Raw genomic sequence first — 19,675 nt, 5'->3', positions numbered from 1 at the left:
TGTTGCATTTTCTTCTCGTGGCGGCAGGGCCGCACGATGACAGAAACCTCGAAGAAACATGGAATACTTTCGGCCGTGCGGAATTCCATGGCGGAGATCGGGCGTCGATTTCGTGCGCATGGGGCACGAGTGGGCCGACGGCGACGCGCGAGCGCCATTCCGCCGTGACCGCCCAGCTGGCGCCATTGGACCCTCGCGGCGCTTGCCGCGGTCGACGATGCTGGGCGCGGGGCGACGCCCACCCAGGGCGTTGTCGCATCGGCCTCCACGCACGCTGAGAGCGGGTCCTTGCCCGATGTCTCCCTGAGCTCATCGGGTGTGCGGCCCGAGGCGGACAGCACGCACCGTGGAAGCGGCGGAAGCAGGACGGGGAGCACGACGACAACTAGGGCGGAGGTGACGACAACCTGCCCGAGCTCGGCACGCCCAACCGCAAGCGGATCGCCGCGCTCGTGGGCTTGGCTTCGTTCCACCAGGACCGCGGGGCAAGAGCAAGGGTCGTCGAGCCATCCGGGGAGGACGCGCCTCGGTGCGCTCGATGCTCTGACATGGCGAGCGTCACCTGCGTGCGCTGCAATCCCGTGATCCGCGCCTTCTACGACCGGCTGAGAACCGCCGGCAAGCCGGCGAAGGTCGCCCTCACGGCGTGCATGCACAAGCTGCTCACCATCCTCGACGCGATGGTGAAGGCGAACCGCCCCTGGGCGGTCGCCGCCGCTCGACGAAGAACACGGCTGCTTGGCGGTTTTTCTGCTGATTCGGGGCAACGCGATGCGCCTACGGCGCACCACCAGGCATGAAAATAGGCGCTGCTCGCGCCGAAGGTTGAAGGCGCGGGCCAGCCCTGGCATGACCCCGAGCGGGAGGTGACCGCAAAGGAGGTCGATAACACTGCGGTGGATGGCAACCCCGTGCAGTAGACTGGCCCGCGCCGTTCCAAGGTACCACCATCTGTCGCGACGGTGGTGGCCTGCTTGTTCGTTGGGCGCGCGGATGAGAAGCCGCGCAAGGTGATCGGGACGTTCTCCACCGTGACGCGCGGGCTGCTCGATCTCCGTGACTGGCTCTTGACGGAGGGGTGTACGCACGTTGGCATGGAAAGCACGGGGGTGTACTGGAAGCCGGTGCACGCCGTGATCGAGGGGGACTTCGAGATCGTGGTAGGCAACGCGCACCACATCAAGAACGTGCCGGGCCGCAAGACGGATGTGAAGGACGCCGAGTGGCTCGCGTACCTGCTCCGTCACGGGCTGATCGCGAAGAGCTTCGTGCCACCCAAGCCGATCCGCGAACTGCGGGATCTGGTGCGCTATCGCCGCAAGCTCGTCGAGAGTCGCACCGCGGAGCGCAACCGCCTGAGCAAGGTGCTTGAGACGGCGAACATCAAGCCCTCCAGCGTCGTCTGCGACGTCTTCGGCGCATCCGGGATGGCCATGGTGCACGCGCTCGTCGAGGGCACAGCTACCGCCGAGCAGATGGCACAGCTCGCCAAGCGCCGCATGCGCGCCAAGATCCCTGAGCTCGAGCTCGCCCTGGATGACCGAGTCAACGAGCACCACCGCTTTCTGCTGAAGATGCAGCTGGGTCGCCTCGAGGCGGTCGAGGCGGACATCCTCGCCCTTGACGAGCACATCGAACGCAACCTTGAGCCCTACCGGGAGCAACGTCAGCGTCTCATGAAGATCCCGGGCGTCGATCCCATCGTTGCAGCGGTCCTGATCGCCGAGCTTGGCATCGACATGAGCGTCTTCAAGAGTGCGTCGCACCTGGCTGCATGGGCCGGCGTTTGCCCGGGAGACAACGAGAGCGCCGGCAAGCACAAGAGCACTGCGAGTCGTAAGGGGAACGTCCACCTGAAGACGATGCTCGTCGAAGCAGCGAGCTCTGCCGCGAAGAAGAAGGGAAGCTACCTCAAGGACAAGTTCTTCCGGCTCAAAGCGAAACGCGGCTACAAGCGTGCCGTCATGGCCATCGCGCACAAGATCCTGAAGCTGGCTCATCGCCTGCTGACGTCGACCGCCGAGGAGTACCAGGACCTCGGCGATGCCTACCTCGATCGCCTCGACGAACGCCGCGTCGCCTCGAACCCGGTCCGTCGCCTCGAACGCCTTGGCTACCAGGTACAGATCGTGCCTCGGGAGGCTCCAGCTCCGGCGTAACCTTTCCCCGGGAACCAATCTTCAAGGCAGCTCACCAAGAACTGCTGCGCGACGGGCTGAGCCTCGTCTCAGCGACCGAGACCGAGGTCGAGGTGCTGGCGGCGACACAGAAGATCGATGTCTACGGCGTGCCTGCTCACGCGCGGGAGTCCGAACGCGCCGGCAGGAGAACAGCCTCTCAGGGACTTCGCGCCCCGCCTCTTCGCGCCTTCCGCGCCGCGATCGTGCTCGCCGCGCCAGCCTCGGCCACGCCGTGAGAACGATGCGCGCATGTTCCACAGCGACGTCTCTCGACACGCCCTCTGCCTGCTCGCAGCTTTCTCCGCCTCCACGCTCGTCGCCGGGTGCAGCGATCACGACGCCGTGCCGCCGCACGAAGGCGATCCGGTCTGCACCGGCTGGGGCGACGAGGCGCCTGCCGACGGCCTCCTCGAGCTGCCCCGCCCGACCGGCCCGCACCCGGTCGGCACGCAGATCCGCGCCCTCACCGACAGCGCGCGTGGAGAGGAGGCGACGGAGGATCCCGACGACCGCCGGGAGCTCATGGTGCAGCTCTTCTACCCGGCCGATCCCTGCGGCACAGGGCAGCTCGCGCCGTACCTGTCGCCGGAGGAGGGCGACAGCCGCCGCATGACCGGCGGCCTCCCGATCGAGGACGGCTTCGAGGCGAGCATCCTCACGCACGCGCGCGTGGGCGTGCCGCTCGCCGAAGACGGCGCGCCCCACCCGGTGCTCCTCTTCTCGCACGGGTTCGGGATGCTCCGCGCCGACTACACGAGCCTCCTCGAGGACCTGGCGAGCCACGGCTTCGTGGTGGCCGCCATCAGCCACACCTACGACACCGAGCTCACGGTGTTCCCCGACGGCCGCGCCGTGCCCTTCGGCTCGGTCGTCCCGACGCCGGCGATGGACGCGTCGGAGGAGGAGATCGAGGCCTTTTCTCAGGCGATGAACGAGCACGTCACGGTCTGGGTCGACGACGCGCGCCTCGTGCTCGACGAGCTCACGGCCGCCGCGCAGGACGACCCGGGCGGCCTGCTCACGGGCCGGCTCGACCTCGAGCGGGTCGGCGTGCTCGGCCACTCCTACGGCGGCGCGATGGCCGCCGAGGCGTGCGCCCGCGACGACCGCTTCGACGCCGGCCTCGACATCGACGGCAGCCTCTTCGGGCCGCAGAGGGGCGCCGGCGGCAGGAGCCTCGCGCAGCCCTTCTTCATCCTGCTCGCGGCGAACCACCCCGACGATGCGAGCATCGACGAGACCTACGGCGCGCTGAAGGGGCAAGCCTACCGGGCGCGGGTCGAAGACACCGCCCACCTCACGTTCTCGGACCTGCCGCTCGTCGTCGAGCACTTCCTCGGCGAGGGCGTCGCCCCGGAGCAGCTCGGCACGCTCGATCCGGCCCGCGCGGTCGAGATCACGAACGCGTACACGCGCGCCTTCGTCCAGGCGCACGTGCGCGGCGACGCGGCCCCGCTGCTCGACGGTCCCTCGCCGGAGTACCCGGAGGTGACCTTCGAGAAGCGGCCCTGACGCCCGGCAGGCCCGCTGAGCCCGCCCGTCCACGCGCCGCGCCCGCCCGCCGGCCCCGCGCTCCTCGCCACGGCGCTCCGGAACGTTGAAGATGTCACGCCTCCATGTCCGGGGTACACCCACGTCGTGGGCGCTGTAGAGTCGGTCCCCGGAGATCGCCGCCGTCCTCAACCCTGGAGAGGTTCATGCTGACGAAGCTCAACGAGCGTGAAGCCGTCGCGTCCTGCGAGCGCTGCTGGGAGCAGGAGATCGTCCCCGCGCTGCACGACTACATCCGCATCCCCAACAAGTCGCCCGCCTTCGACCCCGCCTGGCGCGAGAACGGCCACATGGACAGGGCGGCGTCGCTCATCGCGGCCTGGTGCGAGGCGCAGCCGATCCCCGGGCTCACGGTGGAGGTGGTGCGCATCGGCAACCGCACGCCGGTGATCCTGATGGAGGTGCCGGGCACGCGCGACGACACGGTGCTCCTCTACGGGCACCTCGACAAGCAGCCCGAGATGACGGGGTGGCGCGAGGGGCTCGGCCCCTGGGAGCCGGTGCGCGAGGGCGACAAGCTCTATGGCCGCGGGGGCGCCGACGACGGCTACTCGGCCTTCGCGTCGCTCGCGGCGCTGCGCCTGCTGCACGAGCAGGGGATCCCGCACGCGCGCTGCGTGGTGCTCATCGAGGGCTGCGAGGAGAGCGGCAGCCCGGACCTGCCGGCCTACATCGACGCGCTCGCGGGGCGCATCGGCAAGCCGAGCCTCGTCGTGTGCCTCGACTCCGGCTGCGGCAACTACGACCAGCTCTGGACCACGACGTCGCTCCGCGGGCTGCTCCAGGGCGCGCTCGACGTGAACATCCTGCGCGAGGGCGTCCACTCGGGCGTGGGCAGCGGCGTGGTGCCCTCGAGCTTCCGGATCCTGCGGCAGCTCCTGTCGCGCATCGAGGACGAGCGGACCGGGCGCGTCCTCGTGGACGCGCTGCACGTGCAGATCCCGGAGGAGCGCGCGGCGCAGGCGCGGGCCGCGGCCGACGTGCTGGGCGCGTCGGTCGTGTGCGAGCTGCCGTGGGTGAAGGGCGCGTGCCCGGTGACCGGCGACACGGCGGAGCTCCTCCTGAACCGCACCTGGCGCCCCGCGCTCTCCGTGACCGGCGCCGACGGCCTGCCGCCCATCGCGGGCGCGGGCAACGTGCTGCGCCCGTTCACGAGGGCGAAGCTCTCGATGCGCCTGCCGCCGCGCCTCGACCCGAGGAAGGCGGCGGCGGCGCTGAAGGAGGCCCTGGAGAAGGACCCGCCGTACGGGGCGGAGGTCCGGTTCCACGTGAGCGAGCCGTCGGCCGGATGGGACGCGCCGGCGACGGCGCCCTGGCTCGAGGCGGCGGTGCGCAAGGCGTCGAAGATGTTCTTCGACCGGCCGGCCATGGGGATCGGCGAGGGCGGGACGATCCCGTTCATGGCGATGCTGGGAGAGAAGTTCCCGGAGGCGCAGTTCCTGATCACCGGCGTGCTCGGGCCGCAATCGAACGCGCACGGTCCGAACGAGTTCCTGCACCTCGGCATGGGGAAGAAGCTGACCTGCTGCGTGGCGAGCGTGATCGCGGACCACGGGGCGCGGGCGCGCTGAGGAGCGCGGCGGCGCGCTTTGTGGACGCGCGCGCGTCCACGGCGGGGGCGGGCGCGACCGGGAGCCCGCACGCGCCGCCCGTTGACACACGGTTGACACACCGCCGGGATCGCCGTGTGCTGGGGCCGAGGAGAACATCGTGATGGCACAACTTCGATATGCCGCGCTCTGCCTCGCTGCGCTCTGCGCGGGAGGCTGCGGCTCGAGCGACGAGCCCGGGGACACGGGCACGCCGAGCACGGGCGCGACCACCACGTCTCAGAGCTCGAGCTCGAGCTCGAGCGGCGCAGGCGGCGACCAAGGGGGGACGGGCGGCGGGACCACGACGACGACCGTCGTGGTGAACGAGATCTCGGCCAAGGACGGCGACTGGATCGAGCTCGGCAACCCGGGCCCGGGCTCGGCCGACCTCGGCGGGCTCGGCCTGTGCGACGCCGACGACAGCGGGGAGTGCAACACGGCCGACGCGCTCAGGTTCCCCGAAGGCACGCAGCTCGCCCCGGGCGCGTACCTGCTCATCCTCGGCGACCAGCTGCCCGAGGACGGCCCTGGGCCCCACACCGCGTGCCTGCCGGACGGCGGCCCGAGCAGCTGCTTCTATGCGACCTGGAAGGTGAGCGCCTCCAGGGGCGAGACCGTCTACCTCATCTCCGAGAGCGACCAGGTGCTCGCCGAGCTCAAGTACCCGATCGAGGCCGCAGCAGATGGGCAGACGTGGGGCAGGTTGCCCGACCTGACCGGCGAAGGCGCCGCCACGGCGCCGACCCCCGGGGAGGAGAACGCGGCGCCCTAGCTCGGCCCGCCGGGAATCCGGAGAGAGAGAGTCAACGCAAAGGCGCAAAGGCGCAAAGGCGCAAAAGAAAGAATGGATATCATGCATCTTGGCGTCTTTGCGCTCTTGGCGCCTTTGCGTTCAACTCTCTCTCTGCACCGAACCGCGATGCTCATGTCACCGACGTCTGCACTCGAGATCCTTCGCGCTCCGCAGCTGCCGCCGTGCCGCCTCCGGGCGCCCCATCCGGAGGGAGGGCCTGCGCCCGGCGTCCTGGCACGCCGCTCTGCGGCGCCGGCGCTCGCGCTCTCGCTGCTCCTGTCGGCTTGCGGGGCCTCGGATCCGCCGGCGGTGCGGGAGTCGGGCTGCCCTCGTTGCACCGGGGCCGCGCGGGTCGGCGCGCTCCCGCCGGGCGACATCGACGAGTGCTCCGGTGTCGTCGCCAGCGGGCTGCACCCGGAGGTGCTCTATGTTCACAACGACCACGGCGATGACCCCCGCTTCTTCGCGATCGGGCTCGGCGGCGCGCTGCGGGCCGAGGTGACCGTGGCCGGCGCGGCCGCGGTCGACTGGGAGGACATCGCGCGCGGGCCCTGCCGTGCGGGCGGGGGCAGCTGCCTCTTCCTCGCGGACATCGGCGACAACGACGGCGAGCGCGACAGCACCACCATCTACAGCGTGCCGGAGCCGGACACGCTCGGAGGAGCGCCGCTCGCCTCGACCGCCGAGGTGTTCGTGCTCTCGTACCCCGACGGAGCCCACGACGCGGAGACGCTGCTCATCCACCCCGCCACCGGAGCGCTCACCCTCGTGACGAAGGTCAACAAGGGCACCTCGAGCGTCTACGAGCTGCCAGCGCTGCCCGCCGCGGGCGCGCCGGCCACGCTCGTCCGGACGGGATCCATCGAGCCGCCCGCCGGCAGCGCGCGCTTCACCAGCGGCGACGTCCACCCGGACGGCACGGGCGTGCTGCTGCGCACCTCATCCCACGTGCTCTACTACCCGATGACACCGGATCAGACGGTGGCGCAGGCGCTGGCCGAACCGCCCTGCGTGCTGCCGTCGCCCGACGAGGAGCAGGCCGAGGCGATCGCGTGGGTGCCCGGCGGATGGGACTACGTGACGGTCGGTGAAGGGAAAGAGGAGCCGATCCACCGCGTGTCCTGCCAGGCGCCCTGAGCGGCGCTCGAGGTCCCGAGGCCGCGCGGGTCGGCGCTCGCGGCCCGATGAGACACGGCTTCTCGGTGGACGAGGCTTTCTGTATCCTCATCCTCCTCCCGCCACCGAGTCCGCAAGGAGGACCATCATGTCGCAACATGGGAAGACCGCGGCCGCGCTGCTCGCGATAGCGCTGCTCGCGATAGCGCTGCTCGATGCGGGCTGCGCGTCCCCCGAGCAGGACACGTCCTCCGGCGCGACGGGCGGCGGAGCCACCTCGGTCAGCGCCGCGTCCGGCGCGACCGGCGGAGCCTCGTCGAGCGACGCCAGCAGCGCGTCGACAGGCCAGCCGCCCATCCATCCGGGCGAGGTCGACTGCCGCACCCCCGGTGACGGGAAGTCCACCCTGGCCTTCGTCAACAAGTGCGATCAGCCGCTCCAGTTCCTGGGGAGCCTCATCGACGGCGGGGAGCTCGGCCCGGGACAGTTCGCGTGCCGCGACGTGGGCACCAGCGAGGAGCCGCTGTCGTCCCTGCGCTACTGGGCATACGCCGGGTCGGACCCCGGCGGCGGCCGACACACGCTGGCCGAGATGACCCTCAACACCGATTTCAACGACTTCGATTGGTACAACATCAGCCACGTGGACGCGCACAACCTCCCCCTGGCGATCGTGCCCGTCGGACTGCCGGACTGCCGGACCCTGTCGTGCCCGACGAGCCTGCTCGCGCAGTGCCCGGAGGAGGGCCGCTACAAGGACGAGAGCGGCGCGACGATCTCCTGCGTGAGCCCTGATCGGGACGATCCCTCGAACCCCGTGGCCGCGTACTTCGAAGAGGCATGCAAGGACGCGTATTCGTGGTCCGGCGATGATCAGGAGTCGATGGCCGCCTGCGCCGGGGAAGACTACGACATCGTGTTTTGCCCCTGATGTGCGCGCTCACCCCTCTCGAAGCGCTCACGCGCCCTGTTCAGCGCGCAGCGTCGGCACCCCGCCGCCCTCGACCCACGCGACGTGCACCCCGTGCAGGCCCGCAGCCCAGGGAGCCGCGAGCTTCTCGAGGGCCGCGGCCACAGGCGGGCGCTTGCCCAGCCCGATGGCATGGCGGGCGAGGCGCGGGCCCCTGTCGAATGCATGAGGCCAGGCCCGCAGATCTCCGACCCCGGCGCGCTCGAAGGACGAGAGCAGCGCGCGGATCCGGCCGCGCACCCAGCCCAGGCCGGAAGCCACGCCCTCGGGTTCGGGCGCCTCGACGGTGATCACGGCCCAGGCGGCGTGGCGCCGGTGCAGCGGCGGGGGCGCGAGCAGATCGGGCAGCGGATCGCGGCCGGCGGCCAGGGCCGACTCCACGGCTTCCCAGGCGGAGTACAGCTCGTCGGACAGCGTCGCGAGGGCGGCGGCGCCGACGGTATCGCTGCACGAGCGCACGGGCGCCGTCGGCGTCGCGATGCGCACGGGATCCCCGGGCGTGCCGACCGCCGGAGCCGAAGGATCCAGCGCGATGGGCCGGCGAAAATCCCAGGCTGCCCAGGCGCCGAAGAAGCGGGACAGCAGGGGCCCGGGCTCCAGGTCCGGGGCGTCGCAGACGACCCGCGCGGCCAGGACGAGCCATGCGATGCCCGGCAGACCACCGAACGGCGCAGCGTCGATGCCCTTTGCGCGAGCCCATGCCTTGACGGCGCGGGCCAGCGCCAGGAATGCCTCGCGGCGCCGAGGAGCAGCGGAGGGAGCGGACGCCGCATCGACAGCCTCGAGCAGCGCGTCGGCGTCGGTGACGGCGCTCAGGGCCATCGCGGCGGCCTCGCCCAGCTCGAGGCGCCGCGCGACGGCGTGCTCGGGTCGCACCGCGCCCGCGTCGACGAGCGTCAGGTCCGCGTCCAGGCCAACCGCGCAGAGCTCGAGGCACGGCACGCGGATCGCCTGCACACGCCGCACGGTCGACGCCTCGGGCAGGGCCGAGCGCACCTGGGCCTCGACGGCGTCGAGATCGATGGGCCCCGGCAGGGCGGCGACGAGGTCGAGGTCCGCGCCGGGCAGCGCGCAGCCGAGCCGCCGCGAGCCCGTGACGTGGAGCGCGCCCCCGGGCAGGGCCGCCTTCAGCCGGGCCACGAGCGCTGACGCGCGGTCGGGCTTCGGAGCGCGGGGGGACGCGGCCGGCGCGGGCTCGGCCGCCCAGCGCACCGAGCCGCTGCCCAGCGCGACCGAGGCCCGCACCTGCATCGGCTCGGCGCCGCGCCGCGACAGCAGGACCAGCTCGCCGACCGCGGCCTCGCGGCGGCCGAGCTGCGCGGCCCAGCCGGGCTGCACGCGCGCCGGGTCGTCCACGCGGCCCAGGGTCAGGTGGGGCGTATAGCCCTCGGCGCGCCCCACGCACCGCGGAAAGCGGCGCGCCAGCGCCTGATGCAGCCGCGCCCACGGATCTTTGCCGCCCGCGGCGGGGTCGAGCCAGACGGTGGCGTCCGCGCCGTGCCGGAACGAGCGCGTACCCTCCAGCACCGCGGGGAACGGGCCGACCTCGCGCGCGGCGGCCGACAGGAGCGGGAGCGCCGCCTCGAAGCTCGACTCGGGCACGAAGCCGAACAGGAGGTTCACGTGCGGCGGCCAGCGGTCGATCTGCGGGTCGTGGAGCGCGCGGATGGCCTGGATCTCGGGCCAGAGCGGCTCGGGCGGTACCCACGCGAGGGCGGTGCGCGCGGTCGTCGCCACGTCGAGGACCTCGCCCGGCACCTCGCCGACGGAGAGCTCGACACGGACGCCGTAATGGTCGGACAGGAACAGGCCATCCGGCGGAAGCGGCGTCGTCCCTTCCAGATCGGCGGTGATCGGGCGCAGCGCCGCCCCGCGAAACATCACACGATCCAGCCGGCAGGCGCGGCCGGTCAGCGACGAGACGGCGGCCAGCGGGTTGACGGTGGGATCGAACGTGGGCGCCTCGTCCCCGGCGCCGCGGGCCTCCAGCCAGGCGTCCACGAGGCCGAGCTTCGACGCGGGACCCGGCCCGCCGTCATTGAGGTCGCCCAGCAGCACCAGATCGCCCTCGACGGCGGAGAGGCCCACGGCGAGGTCTTCCAGCTCGGCCGCGCGTTTCCGTGCCCCCTCCTCCGCGTGATCGCTCGTGAGGTGCGTGGTCACCACGACGAGCGGCTCTCCCGCGAGCGCCAGCGTCATCGCGACGGCGGCCTTGTACTTCCCCAGGGCGTGCCACCCCACCTCGATCACCGGCAGCCGGCTCAGGAGCAGCAGGTGGCAGGTGTCGACGTCGCGCCCGCGCGGCCCGTCGCTGACGGTGTAGCCGGCGCGGACCCAGCCGGCGCCGAGCAGAAGATCGAGCAGCGGCAGCTCGACCTCCTGCAGCGCGATCACGTCGGCGTCGGCGCGGCCGAGCGCCTCGACGAGCAGCGGCCGGCGCCGCGCGGTGTGGATGCGCTCGGCGTCGTAGCGGTCCCAGAGCGTGTTCCACGAGAGGACGCGCAGCCGCGCGCTCGCCCCCGGCGTGAACCGGGGCGCCGCGGCCTCGGCCGTCGCCCAGCGGCCCTCCGTCGCCTCCCAGCGCATGGCCGCGCGCGCCGAGAAGAACGGCGGCCGCAGCCGCTGCGGCGCGCGCACCCGGCCGGCCTGCGTCGTGTCGAGGGAGTCGAGGCCCGTCTGACGATCCCAGACCCTCTCGCCCTCGGCCTCGATGTACACGACCCGATGCCAGGGCAGGTCGCCCCCCGGCACGAAGGCCGGCAGCGGGACGCGCTTGGGCTCCGCCGCGTGCACGTCGATGCCCATCACGAAGCGTGCGGGATCGAGGCGCGCATCCCAGCGGATGCGGTGGTAGATCTCCTCGCTCGTACGCATCGCGATCTTTTAGGTCTCCTTCACGCGAATTGTCCAGTGTGGCGGCCAACTGAAGCCTCCGGCCAGAGATTCATCTCTCCGGGGAGGCTGTCGACTGCCTCCGGCCAGAGATTCATCTCTCCGGGGAGGCTGTCGACTGCCTCCGGCCAGAGATTCATCTCTCCGGGGAGGCTGTCGACTGCCTCCGGCCAGAGATTCATCTCTCCGGGGAGGCTGTCGACTGCCTCCGGCCAGAGATTCATCTCTCCGGGGAGGCTGTCGACTGCCTCCGGCCAGAGATTCATCTCTCCGGGGAGGCTGTCGACAGCCTCCGGCCAGAGATTCATCGGTGGTGGCCGGATCCGGCCACTGGGCTGGGCTGGTTGAATTTGGGTTCTACCCCTCCGGCGTGTCCGACGGGCCGGGCTTCGAGGCGAACAGATCGAGCTGGACCGGGTCACGGGGAGGGTCGTCCGCCGCCCCCCGGACGACTTCGTGCTCCTCCTCCAGTGCGTAAGAAAACGAAGCCGGCTCGCCGCGCGAGGAAGTGTGGCGCGGCGAGCCGCCGTGGCCGGACGGCGCGCGGCGCGAAGCCTCGTTCATGGGTCGCGGTGAGGAAGCGGGCAATGCTGCCTCAGGATCTACCCGTCCCTCCGTGAGAGCGCTCGGCTTCGGGTACTGAAGACACCCGAGCAGCTCCGGGTCGAACCTCGTGATAGGTGGCACGGGCTCGGTATCAACGGATTGCTCGGCCGTCATGGTTCCATAGACAGGTCATCGGGGGCTGCCGCTCCGGCGAAGCGCCACCGGCGGCGCCGCGGGGCGCCGGGCGGATCACGGCACCGCGTGGCCGTCGACCCGGAGCTGGAACAGGAAGTACGGCGGGATGCAGGCGCCCTCGCCCGAGCTCGTCCTGGCGCAACGTAGTCCTCGCGGCAGGGCGCCTCGCTCGAGCAGCAGCGCAGGCCCGCGGGCGTGACGTGGCGGCTCAGGCACTCGGTGAACACCGTCCCGCGGGCGAGGCACCGGTTGAACGGGTCGAGCACGGCGATGGCGCCGCAGACGCCCTCCTCCGGGAGCCCGACGCAGCTGCCGGTGCACATGCCGCCGGGGAACCCGACGGGGCTCGTGTTGCACACCGCCGCGAGCGGGCACGCCCCGGGCTGCGCCGCCGCGGCGCGATCGCGGTGCGGGTCGGCGCGGCGGGCGGCTGCCCCCCTGACATCCTGGCGCGCCGCGGAGGGCCCCTCGGATGGCCACCACGAACACCCGGCGATGCCGGCGCTGGCCACCAGGGCGGCGAGGGCGAGGGCGCGACGGAGGAGGCGGGGCGCACGCTGCCAGGCTACACCGGCGCGCGCCGCTACGATCTCGAGGCGATCTCGACGAAGCGAGCAAACCGAGCCGCGTCGCGGTCGACGTACACACACGACGTGTGAATACTGTCCCCATGCAGCACGCCGCGCTCGCGCGCCGGCTCCGCCACGTTCGCGCGCCTTCCCCGCTTCACTTCCCGGAAGAGGCCCTCGAGCCGGAGACCAGGCGCCACCTCGAGCTCAGGACCCTGCTCTATGTCGTGCTCAAGACCTTCGCGGCTCGCGCGTCGATCGGATCCGACCAGTTCGTCTACTGGTCCGCGTCGGATCCGAGCCGGTGTCTGGCGCCGGACGCCTTTGTCCGGCTCGACACCCCTGACACGCCGTTCGGCTCCTGGAAGACGTGGGAGCGTGGTGCCCCTGAGCTCGCCGTCGAGATCGTGAGCGAGCACGACTCGGATCCGCAGACGTGGGCCGACAAGCTCCGCAAGTACCACGAGCTCGGCGTGCTGGAGCTCGTCGCGTTCGATCCTGACGCCGCGCCAGGAGAGCGGCTGCGGGTCTGGGATCGCATCGACGACGATCTGATCGAGCGCGTCGTCGAAGGGGAACGCAGCCCGTGCACCGTGCTCAATCTGCACTGGGTCATCGTCCCTGCCGCAGGCCAGCCGGCGGCGCTTCGTCTCGCCCGCACCCCCGACGGGGCGGAGCTCGTCCCGACCCCTGAGGAGGCGGAGCGACGCCGCGCCGAGGCCGAGCAGGCCGCCCGCGCGACGGCGGAGCGGCGCATCGCCGAGCTCGAGGCCGAGCTGCGCCGACGAGGCGGCTGACCCCGTCGGCATCCGCCGGGTCAACTTCACCACCATCTCCGACGAGGCCAAGAAGCACTGCTGACACCCGGCAGGGGTGAGGGGAAGCGCTGCTGACGCCCACTGGTCATCGGGCGCGCGCAGGCGCGGAGCGAGCCTCGATCCAGCGGCGGAAGAGGCGGGCCTCGCCCGGCGGGAAGAACGCGGTGGGCGGCACCTCGGCGTGGTAGCGCCGGAACGCGGCGCTGAACTCCGCAGGATCGCGGTCGAACCACGCCTCGGCCTCGGGCGAGCCGCGCAGGAGCCGCTCGAAGCGCAGCCGCGCCACGAGCAGCGCCGACATCCTCACGCCGTCCTCGTCCGCATCGAGCAGCGCCCGCCGGAGCGTGGGCGGCAGCGCCGGATCCTCGGCCGCGGCGCGCAGCGCGGCCACGGGATCCTCGGCCGTCATCGCGCGGGCCACGAGCGCTTCGTAACGCGCGTGCGCCTGCGCCCCGGTCAGCCGCGCCGCCGCGCCCTCCCCTGCCCCGCCACGGGCCTCCGCTGCCCCGCCGCGGGCCTCCGCTGCCCCGCCGCGGGCCTCCGCTGCCCCGCCACGCGCCGCGCGCCCCGCTGACCTGCCGCCGGCCGCGCGCGTCACCCGCGCCTCCCGCGCCGGCCGAGCGCGCGCCGCGCGCGGCGGAGCTCCTCCCGCACGGCGGCCGCGTCGCCCGCGCCGTGCACCGTGCCCTCCATGCGCTCCAGGGTCACCCCGCGCAGGTTCGGGCAGCGCGGCGCGACCTCGTCCAGGAGGCGCCACACCGGCTCCGGCACGGCGTCGTCGTGGCCGTCGAGCCGCAACACCCGGCCCGAAGGCAGCCAGCCCGGATCGCTCGGGCCGCCGCCGGAGAGGTGGATCTCGATCACCCGGGCGAGATCGAGCCGCGCCACGTACTCGGCCGGATCGAAGCCGAAGTTCTCCGCCATGGTGTGGACGTTGTGCAGGTCGAGCAGCAGGTGCGTCCGCGGCGCCCTCAGGATGCGCTCGAGGAAGCGCGGCTCGTCCAGCGGATCGCCGAGCACGAAGTAGCTGACGCTGTTCTCGACGCCGACGTCCTCCACGACGGCCTGCATCGCCCGGAGCGCGCGGCGGGCGACCGCGGCGCCGTGCGCGCTCATGGGCATCGGGAGCGGCAGCCCGGCCGAGAGCCCGGCGGGCGCGCTGATCCCGAGGTGATCGGTGTACCAGCGGAACCGGAAGATCGCGTGGTCGCGCCGGAGAGCCGCGAGCCAGCGGGCGCGCCGGCCCACGTCGGCGGCCGACGCGCCGCCGAGCGACCAGCCGACGCCGTGGGCGACGAACGGCCGGTCCGACCGGCGCGCGAGCTCGGCGAAGCGGCGGTGAAAGCCGTTCTCCTGGAGATCGGCCTCGGCGGCGTCCGGCACGCGCCAGAGCGTCTCGGGCGCCACCTCGTAGTAGTCGGCGTCGCGCAGGATCACCTCGGCCAGCAGGTCGAGGAACGCCGCGTCGGGCTGGAGCGTGAGGCCGACAGGGATCAACGCGTGGAGGCCCCGCGCCCGTCGACCGAGAAGAAGTACAGGAAGCGCCGTGACTTGGAGGGCACGTGCCCCATGCCACAGGCCATGAGCCCGCTGTCCTCGGCCCCCTCGACGTCGATCCCGCAGCCGCTGGCGATCGCCCAGCGCGCGCCCGCCGGCGGCGCCTTCACGAGCCGCGCGCGCACGCTCGCGGCCCGGGCCTCCACGTTGCGCGCGTCGGCGCCAAGGCCCTTCCGGAGCAGCGCACCGAGCGCGCCGATCCGCTGCGCGGCGATCGTGTCGTCGTGCTTCAGCTGCTCCTCCCGGCCGCCGGCCGCCATGCGGTGCGTTCCGTCGTAGCTCGGGAGCGCGACGTCGAGCTGCGTCGCGACGACAGGCACCTTGTCGGTCCTGACCACCACCAGGAGCGGCTCCCCGCTGCCGACGCCGGGCACGAGCTTCTTCAGATCGGCCATGGTCGCGCAGACGACCTCGACGCCCGCGAGCGGGGCGAGATCCCCGTCCGCGCCGAAGTTGAGCAGCTCGCCGAACGCGTGGCCGCGCTCCCACTTGGCGCTGTCGTCGGCAGGGATGACGAAGACGAGCAGCGCTCTGCTCGCCTGCCGGGCGCGGCGGAACGCGGCCGAGACCTGGACCAGCGACCCCGCGGCGGCCGCCGGCTTGCCCGTCTCGTCGCACGCGGCGCCGTCGCCGAACGCGTCGCGGATGAACGCGGGCCACGCGGTGGCCGCGAGCCCTGCTGCAGTCGCTCCCAGCCAATGCCTGCGCTTCATGGTCACTCCTCACCGCCGTTCCCGAGCAGCTCGCTCTCCGCCTCGCCCCGCCCCGAGGGCTCGGGCATGAGCGGCGCGTAGGCCTCCCAGCCCAGCTGCATCAGCCTATCCCGATCCCGGCCCAGCACGATCGGCGCCGCCCCCGCGGATCGCAGCATCACGCGATCGCCCTCGACCGAGTACTCGCCGGTCGCGACCACCTCGCCGGAGCAGCGGTCCTCGAGCGTGAAGCCCCCGGACGCGTCCAGGAGGAGCGTCCGCAGCCCCGCAGCGTAGAGGCCGACCAGCTCTGCCTCCGCGCTGCCAGGCTCCAGCGCGCCGCCTCTGGCGGCCGCTGGCACCGCGGCGAGCGCGTCCAGGGCGTCCTGCGCCGCCGAGGGCGCGAGCGCGGCGGGATCGCCGGGATCGCGCCGCGCGTCGGGCAGGGCCTCGATCACGCCCTCGGGCGGCTCGAGGAAGGAGCCACGCTCCAGCAGATCCGGCGCCGTGAGCGTCCACATGCCGTCGCGGCGCGGGGAGATCTCGCCGCCGACGAGCGCCGCGAGCGCCGCCGCGGCCGCTTTGCTCGCGTGCAGCGTCAGGCGGTCGTCCCGCGCCTCCTCCCCCAGCGCGAGCCAGCGGATCTCGCCCTCGGCGCCGCGGACGTGCGCGAGCATGCCCCCGCGCAGCGCGATCCGCTCCGCGCCCTCCGGGCCGCGCAGCACGGCCTTCTCTTCCACGTCGAGGGCGACCGGCAGGATCGGCGCGCCTTGCCAGCCGTCGCTGGCCACGGTCCAGCGAGCGCGCGCCGCGGGATCGAGCAGCACGTACGCGGTCGCGTCCGGAGCGTCGATCGGCGCGGCACACCCGGCGGAGAGCAACGCCGGACAAAGAAGGGAGAACGCAAGGAAGAGACCACGACGTCTGGGCATCGGGCGGAACCTCCGGGGAGCTGAGACGCCCCACGGCGGTGAAAGTTTCATGATGAATGCTTACAGGACGCGCCCTGCCTACCAGCAAAACGATGATATCGGGTGGATCCATCGAGCGAGGCGGCAGGACACCAGGGAGAAGCGCCTCCGCCAGAGGCTGGATGAGCTCGAAGCCGGCGGTGGTTACATGAACATGAAACATCCGGCATCGGAGAAGACATGAGTTATCCCGCGGAAGGGAACGGCGAGTCCCTGTTGGCCTATGTGTTCTGGCACTGGAGGCAACCGCAGGCCGCCGCGGGCGAGTACGAGCGCCGGCAGCGCGCCTTCCACGCGGCGCTCGCCGCGGCGCCCGCGCCGGGCTTTCTCCGGTCGTTCAGCGTCGGGCTCTCCGGGGCCCCGTGGGCGGCCGGCGGCGGCGACGTCTACGAGGACTGGTACCTCGTGCAGGATTTCGGTGCGCTCGGCGCCTTGAACGAGGCCGCGGTCTCCGCCAGCCGCTCGGCGCCGCACGACGCGGCGGCCGCGGTCGCCGGCGGCGGCGCCGGGGGCCTGTATCGCCTCCGGGGCGGGGTTGCGCTGAACGCGCCCGGCTACGCCCACTGGTTCGGCAAGCCCGGCGGCGTGTCCTACGGTGAGCTGTTCGCCCGGCTCACGCCGATCCTGGAGCAAGCGAGCGCCGGCCTGTGGATGCGCCAGATGGTGCTCGGGCCCGGCCGGGAGTTCTGCTTGCACGCGGCGACCCCTGTATCGCTGCCCGCGCCGTTCGATGCGCTCGTCCTCCCGCTCCGGCCGGCCTGGCCGGCGCTCGACGGCACGGGCATGCCTCCGGCGCGCTGAGGCGCGCGCCCCGCGGCGTTCGATCGCGTCTGGATCGAGCTCTTCTCCCTCGTGCGGCCGGCCCTTGTCGACCTCGGCATGCCCGAGTCGCTCATCGCGCTGGCCCGCTGATACGACAGCGCCCGGCAGCAGCGAACAGCACGAGCGCTCCGAGTCGACGCCGAGAGCGTGTACTGGACGAACGACGACGGCAGCGTGAAGAAGGTGCCCATCGGAGGCGGCGATCCCGAGACGCTCGCGACGGGGCAAGATCATCCGCTGGGCATCACCGTGGACGCGACCAGCGTCTACTGGACGAACAGCGCCGCAGGCACGGTGATGAAGCTCCCGAAGTGACACCCCGCTTGCCAGGAACCCGGTTCGAGCGCGACGATCGGCGCCTCCATGAAGCGCGCCGCCCTCCTCCCGATCGCCCTCCTCACCGCGTGCGCCGGCGCCCCGGCCCCCCAGCGTGCTCCTGTCGCGCCGCTGCCCGCGGCGCCGCGCCCCGCCGTCGCCGCGCCCGCGGTCGCGGCGGCGCAGCCCGTGAGCGCGCCGGCGGAGCTCGCCTTCGTGCTGAGGATCGCCCATCCGAAGCGGTCCTGGAACAACGCCGCGCAGCTCCTGCCGAGCAGCGCGCTCGTGTTCAGCATGGGCTCGACGGACCCCACGAAGAGGCTCGAGCCAGCGGTGGGCCCGGACCTCGCCGAGATCGTCGATCTGGACAGGCCGCTCGACATCGCCTTCCTGGGCACCACGCGCGATCACGTGGTGGCCTCCCTGTCGGTCGCGGAGCAGGAGGTGCCGCGGCTGGCCGATCGCTTCGTGCTCAGCGAGCTCAAGGAGCACCCGGGCCTGTTGCGCGTCGAGCGCGCGCGTGACGCAGAGCCCGACGAGGAGGCGCCGCCCTGGGCCTGCGCCTTCGATCCCGGCGAGCGGCGGGGCGGCGCGCGCCTGCTCTGCGGCGAGGACGTGGAGGACATCGAGACCGCCGCGGCCTACCTCGTCCAGGTCGTGGCCCGGGAGCCGCTCGACGCGGACGCCCGGATCGAGCTCTCGGAGCGGACCCTCCGCCAGGCCGTGGAGGAGGCGACCGCCACGGACGACGCGGACGAGGACGACGGCCGCGCGGAGGCGCTGGGCCAGGAGCTCGCCGCGGGCTTCCTGCGCGACATCGAGAGGTTGAACGTCGACCTCACGTGGGGCCGCGCGGACGTCGAGGTCGGCCTCACGCTGCGCTTCGCGAGCCGGCGCTCGCCCCTCACGCTGGCCTTCGTGCCGGCGGCGGCGCAGGACGCCGCGCCGCCGCCGGCGTTCTTCCGCCTCCCGGCCGACACGGCGGTCGCGTTCCACACGCAGGGCGCGTCGCGCGCCGAGCTCGCCCCGGTGCGGGAGGCCGTCTTCAAGGCGCTGCGCGACGACATGATCGACGACGGCTACGACGAGACGCGGCTCGATCAGGTCCTCGATCGCCTCGGCACCCTGGCCCTCACGGGCGGCCCCCTCGTCGTCGGCGCGGGCGCGAACGGCGCGGCGGCGGAGAAGGCGCTCGCGGCCTACCAGCGCGACAAGGGCGCGCCGCGCGCGCGAAAGGCGGCGCGCCTCGCGCTCCAGGGGTGGGTGCTGGCCTCGGTCGAGGAGCCGGCGCAGACCTGGATCTCCGGGGTGAAGGAGCTCCTCCAGCGCGGCGATGAGCTCGACAAGCTCAAGCGGAGCGCGCCGAAGGACGGCGCTCGCAAGGACGACGAGGACAAGCAGAACACGACGCACGCGATCGTCCGCGCGCCCGCCTCGCTGCCCGCGGGGACGCTCCACGTCGAGCTCCGCTCCAGGCCGCTCACGAAGGGCGCCCCGCCCGCGCACACGACCCACCTCTATGTCGTCCCCGCCGGCCAGCGGACGTGGCTCGGGATCGGCGAGGACGACGCCGCCCTGGTGGCTCGGCTGCGCGTCGCGGTGGATCCGGGGCGCGACGAGGGCACGCTCGGCGCGGCGCCGGACATGGACGTGCTGCGGAGGCGCGGGACGCTGGCCGGCGGGCTCTTCTCGCTGGCTGGCGTGGCGCTGCTCACGGCGAGCGGCGACACGCCGGAGGCGCTGGACGAGGCCGCCAAGGGCCTCGCCGCGCTCGCTGCGCTGCCGGCGCGGGGCGCGGTCGCCACCCCGCTCGCCGTCACCTCCGAGGTGCTCGACTCCGGCGCGGCCCGCCTCGACGTCCGCGTACGGCTGACCCACGCCGGGATCCAGGACGCGATCGCGCTCCTCGCCCGCTGACGTGCCCCGCGCGCCTCGCGGTCAGCCCCACCCCTCCAGCACCGGCTTGCCCACCTCGGTGCTCTGCGTAGTGAAGATGAGCTCCACGTGCTGCAGCCCCGCGGCCTCGAGCCGCGGCCGGCGCGACGGACAATCCACGCGCAGCGACGAAGATCTGTGAATGCGGTTCACAGATCGAC

At 72.7% G+C, this 19,675-nt stretch carries 18 protein-coding genes and 1 pseudogene; 11 read left to right on the top strand and 8 right to left on the bottom strand.

Features of this window, described 5'->3' with window-relative positions:
• Positions 1–407: 407 nt before the first annotated feature.
• From WMF27_RS00720 to WMF27_RS00690, 7 genes and pseudogenes are all read left to right on the top strand, one after another.
• Positions 408–704: pseudogene (locus WMF27_RS00720) on the top strand (transposase); the annotation flags it as partial.
• 258 nt (positions 705–962) lie between these two features.
• On the top strand, positions 963–2,159 hold the full coding sequence (locus WMF27_RS00715; RefSeq protein WP_437762187.1) for an IS110 family transposase: 1,197 nt from the start codon (positions 963–965) through the stop codon (positions 2,157–2,159).
• Between the two features lie 270 nt (positions 2,160–2,429).
• The gene (locus tag WMF27_RS00710) at positions 2,430–3,692 is read left to right on the top strand and encodes an alpha/beta hydrolase family protein (protein WP_437762188.1); all 1,263 of its coding nucleotides are present in this window, start codon (positions 2,430–2,432) and stop codon (positions 3,690–3,692) included.
• 185 nt (positions 3,693–3,877) lie between these two features.
• On the top strand, positions 3,878–5,302 hold the full coding sequence (locus WMF27_RS00705; protein WP_437762189.1) for a M20 family metallopeptidase: 1,425 nt from the start codon (positions 3,878–3,880) through the stop codon (positions 5,300–5,302).
• A gap of 142 nt (positions 5,303–5,444) precedes the next feature.
• Complete coding sequence (locus WMF27_RS00700) at positions 5,445–6,095, top strand: lamin tail domain-containing protein (RefSeq protein WP_437762190.1); 651 nt, start codon at positions 5,445–5,447, stop codon at positions 6,093–6,095.
• A gap of 153 nt (positions 6,096–6,248) precedes the next feature.
• On the top strand, positions 6,249–7,253 hold the full coding sequence (locus WMF27_RS00695) for a hypothetical protein (RefSeq protein WP_437762191.1): 1,005 nt from the start codon (positions 6,249–6,251) through the stop codon (positions 7,251–7,253).
• A 127-nt stretch (positions 7,254–7,380) separates the two neighbouring features.
• Complete coding sequence (locus tag WMF27_RS00690) at positions 7,381–8,163, top strand: thaumatin family protein (RefSeq protein WP_437762192.1); 783 nt, start codon at positions 7,381–7,383, stop codon at positions 8,161–8,163.
• Positions 8,164–8,190: 27 nt separating this feature from the next.
• On the opposite strand, the gene WMF27_RS00685 is transcribed toward WMF27_RS00690, so the two are convergent.
• From WMF27_RS00685 to WMF27_RS00675, 3 genes are all read right to left on the bottom strand, one after another.
• Positions 8,191–11,076, bottom strand: coding sequence for a poly(A) polymerase (locus tag WMF27_RS00685; protein WP_437943726.1), 2,886 nt, complete (start codon positions 11,074–11,076; stop codon positions 8,191–8,193).
• A gap of 20 nt (positions 11,077–11,096) precedes the next feature.
• Positions 11,097–11,402 carry a hypothetical protein gene (locus WMF27_RS00680; RefSeq protein WP_437943725.1) on the bottom strand — a complete coding sequence of 102 codons (306 nt, stop codon included), beginning with the start codon at positions 11,400–11,402 and terminating at the stop codon, positions 11,097–11,099.
• 487 nt (positions 11,403–11,889) lie between these two features.
• Positions 11,890–12,051, bottom strand: a complete 162-nt coding sequence (locus WMF27_RS00675) for a hypothetical protein (RefSeq protein ID WP_437943724.1) — start codon at positions 12,049–12,051, stop codon at positions 11,890–11,892.
• A 454-nt stretch (positions 12,052–12,505) separates the two neighbouring features.
• Between WMF27_RS00675 and WMF27_RS00670 the strand changes: the two genes are divergently transcribed.
• Positions 12,506–13,201 carry a Uma2 family endonuclease gene (locus WMF27_RS00670; RefSeq protein WP_437943723.1) on the top strand — a complete coding sequence of 232 codons (696 nt, stop codon included), beginning with the start codon at positions 12,506–12,508 and terminating at the stop codon, positions 13,199–13,201.
• Positions 13,202–13,307: 106 nt separating this feature from the next.
• Here WMF27_RS00670 and WMF27_RS00665 read toward each other — a convergent pair whose 3' ends face one another.
• From WMF27_RS00665 to WMF27_RS00650, 4 genes are read right to left on the bottom strand one after another with little or no spacing between them, the layout of a single operon-like run.
• A complete protein-coding gene (locus WMF27_RS00665; RefSeq protein ID WP_437943722.1) occupies positions 13,308–13,820 on the bottom strand; it encodes a hypothetical protein in 513 nt (170 codons plus the stop codon).
• Positions 13,817–14,719: a DUF692 domain-containing protein gene (locus WMF27_RS00660; RefSeq protein ID WP_437943721.1), complete on the bottom strand. Its 903-nt coding sequence runs from the start codon at positions 14,717–14,719 to the stop codon at positions 13,817–13,819. The genes WMF27_RS00665 and WMF27_RS00660 overlap by 4 nt, the downstream gene beginning before the upstream one ends.
• Positions 14,716–15,492, bottom strand: a complete 777-nt coding sequence (locus WMF27_RS00655) for a hypothetical protein (RefSeq protein WP_437943720.1) — start codon at positions 15,490–15,492, stop codon at positions 14,716–14,718. The genes WMF27_RS00660 and WMF27_RS00655 overlap by 4 nt, the downstream gene beginning before the upstream one ends.
• A gap of 2 nt (positions 15,493–15,494) precedes the next feature.
• Positions 15,495–16,403 (bottom strand): hypothetical protein, encoded by a 909-nt coding sequence (locus WMF27_RS00650; RefSeq protein WP_437943719.1) that lies wholly within the window; start codon positions 16,401–16,403, stop codon positions 15,495–15,497.
• Positions 16,404–16,622: 219 nt separating this feature from the next.
• Between WMF27_RS00650 and WMF27_RS00645 the strand changes: the two genes are divergently transcribed.
• The 3 genes from WMF27_RS00645 (at position 16,623) to WMF27_RS00635 (ending at position 19,496) form a co-directional block, all read left to right on the top strand.
• Positions 16,623–17,243: a hypothetical protein gene (locus WMF27_RS00645; RefSeq protein ID WP_437943718.1), complete on the top strand. Its 621-nt coding sequence runs from the start codon at positions 16,623–16,625 to the stop codon at positions 17,241–17,243.
• A 168-nt stretch (positions 17,244–17,411) separates the two neighbouring features.
• Complete coding sequence (locus WMF27_RS00640; protein ID WP_437943717.1) at positions 17,412–17,579, top strand: hypothetical protein; 168 nt, start codon at positions 17,412–17,414, stop codon at positions 17,577–17,579.
• A 48-nt stretch (positions 17,580–17,627) separates the two neighbouring features.
• Entirely contained in the window at positions 17,628–19,496 is a 1,869-nt protein-coding gene (locus tag WMF27_RS00635) for a hypothetical protein (protein WP_437943716.1), read from the top strand.
• Positions 19,497–19,517: 21 nt separating this feature from the next.
• On the opposite strand, the gene WMF27_RS00630 is transcribed toward WMF27_RS00635, so the two are convergent.
• Positions 19,518–19,667, bottom strand: coding sequence for a hypothetical protein (locus tag WMF27_RS00630; RefSeq protein ID WP_437762214.1), 150 nt, complete (start codon positions 19,665–19,667; stop codon positions 19,518–19,520).
• Positions 19,668–19,675: the final 8 nt, after the last annotated feature.

The sequence above is a fragment of the Sorangium sp. So ce281 genome (genome assembly GCF_051527395.1).
GTDB classification, from domain to species: Bacteria; Myxococcota_A; Polyangia; order Polyangiales; family Polyangiaceae; genus Sorangium; species Sorangium cellulosum_B.
This window is presented reverse-complemented; position numbering and strand designations above follow the sequence as displayed.

What these genes read in the sequence shown, in the direction of transcription:
- WMF27_RS00710 (WP_437762188.1), top strand. Translation starts at nt 2,430, where the DNA reads ATGTTCCACAGCGACGTCTCTCGACACGCCCTCTGCCTGCTCGCAGCT.
- WMF27_RS00705 (WP_437762189.1), top strand. Translation starts at nt 3,878, where the DNA reads ATGCTGACGAAGCTCAACGAGCGTGAAGCCGTCGCGTCCTGCGAGCGC.
- WMF27_RS00700 (WP_437762190.1), top strand. Translation starts at nt 5,445, where the DNA reads ATGGCACAACTTCGATATGCCGCGCTCTGCCTCGCTGCGCTCTGCGCG.
- WMF27_RS00695 (WP_437762191.1), top strand. Translation starts at nt 6,249, where the DNA reads ATGTCACCGACGTCTGCACTCGAGATCCTTCGCGCTCCGCAGCTGCCG.
- WMF27_RS00690 (WP_437762192.1), top strand. Translation starts at nt 7,381, where the DNA reads ATGTCGCAACATGGGAAGACCGCGGCCGCGCTGCTCGCGATAGCGCTG.
- WMF27_RS00685 (WP_437943726.1), bottom strand. Translation starts at nt 11,076, where the DNA reads ATGCGTACGAGCGAGGAGATCTACCACCGCATCCGCTGGGATGCGCGC.
- WMF27_RS00680 (WP_437943725.1), bottom strand. Translation starts at nt 11,402, where the DNA reads ATGAATCTCTGGCCGGAGGCTGTCGACAGCCTCCCCGGAGAGATGAAT.
- WMF27_RS00670 (WP_437943723.1), top strand. Translation starts at nt 12,506, where the DNA reads ATGCAGCACGCCGCGCTCGCGCGCCGGCTCCGCCACGTTCGCGCGCCT.
- WMF27_RS00655 (WP_437943720.1), bottom strand. Translation starts at nt 15,492, where the DNA reads ATGAAGCGCAGGCATTGGCTGGGAGCGACTGCAGCAGGGCTCGCGGCC.
- WMF27_RS00650 (WP_437943719.1), bottom strand. Translation starts at nt 16,403, where the DNA reads ATGCCCAGACGTCGTGGTCTCTTCCTTGCGTTCTCCCTTCTTTGTCCG.
- WMF27_RS00645 (WP_437943718.1), top strand. Translation starts at nt 16,623, where the DNA reads ATGAGTTATCCCGCGGAAGGGAACGGCGAGTCCCTGTTGGCCTATGTG.
- WMF27_RS00635 (WP_437943716.1), top strand. Translation starts at nt 17,628, where the DNA reads ATGAAGCGCGCCGCCCTCCTCCCGATCGCCCTCCTCACCGCGTGCGCC.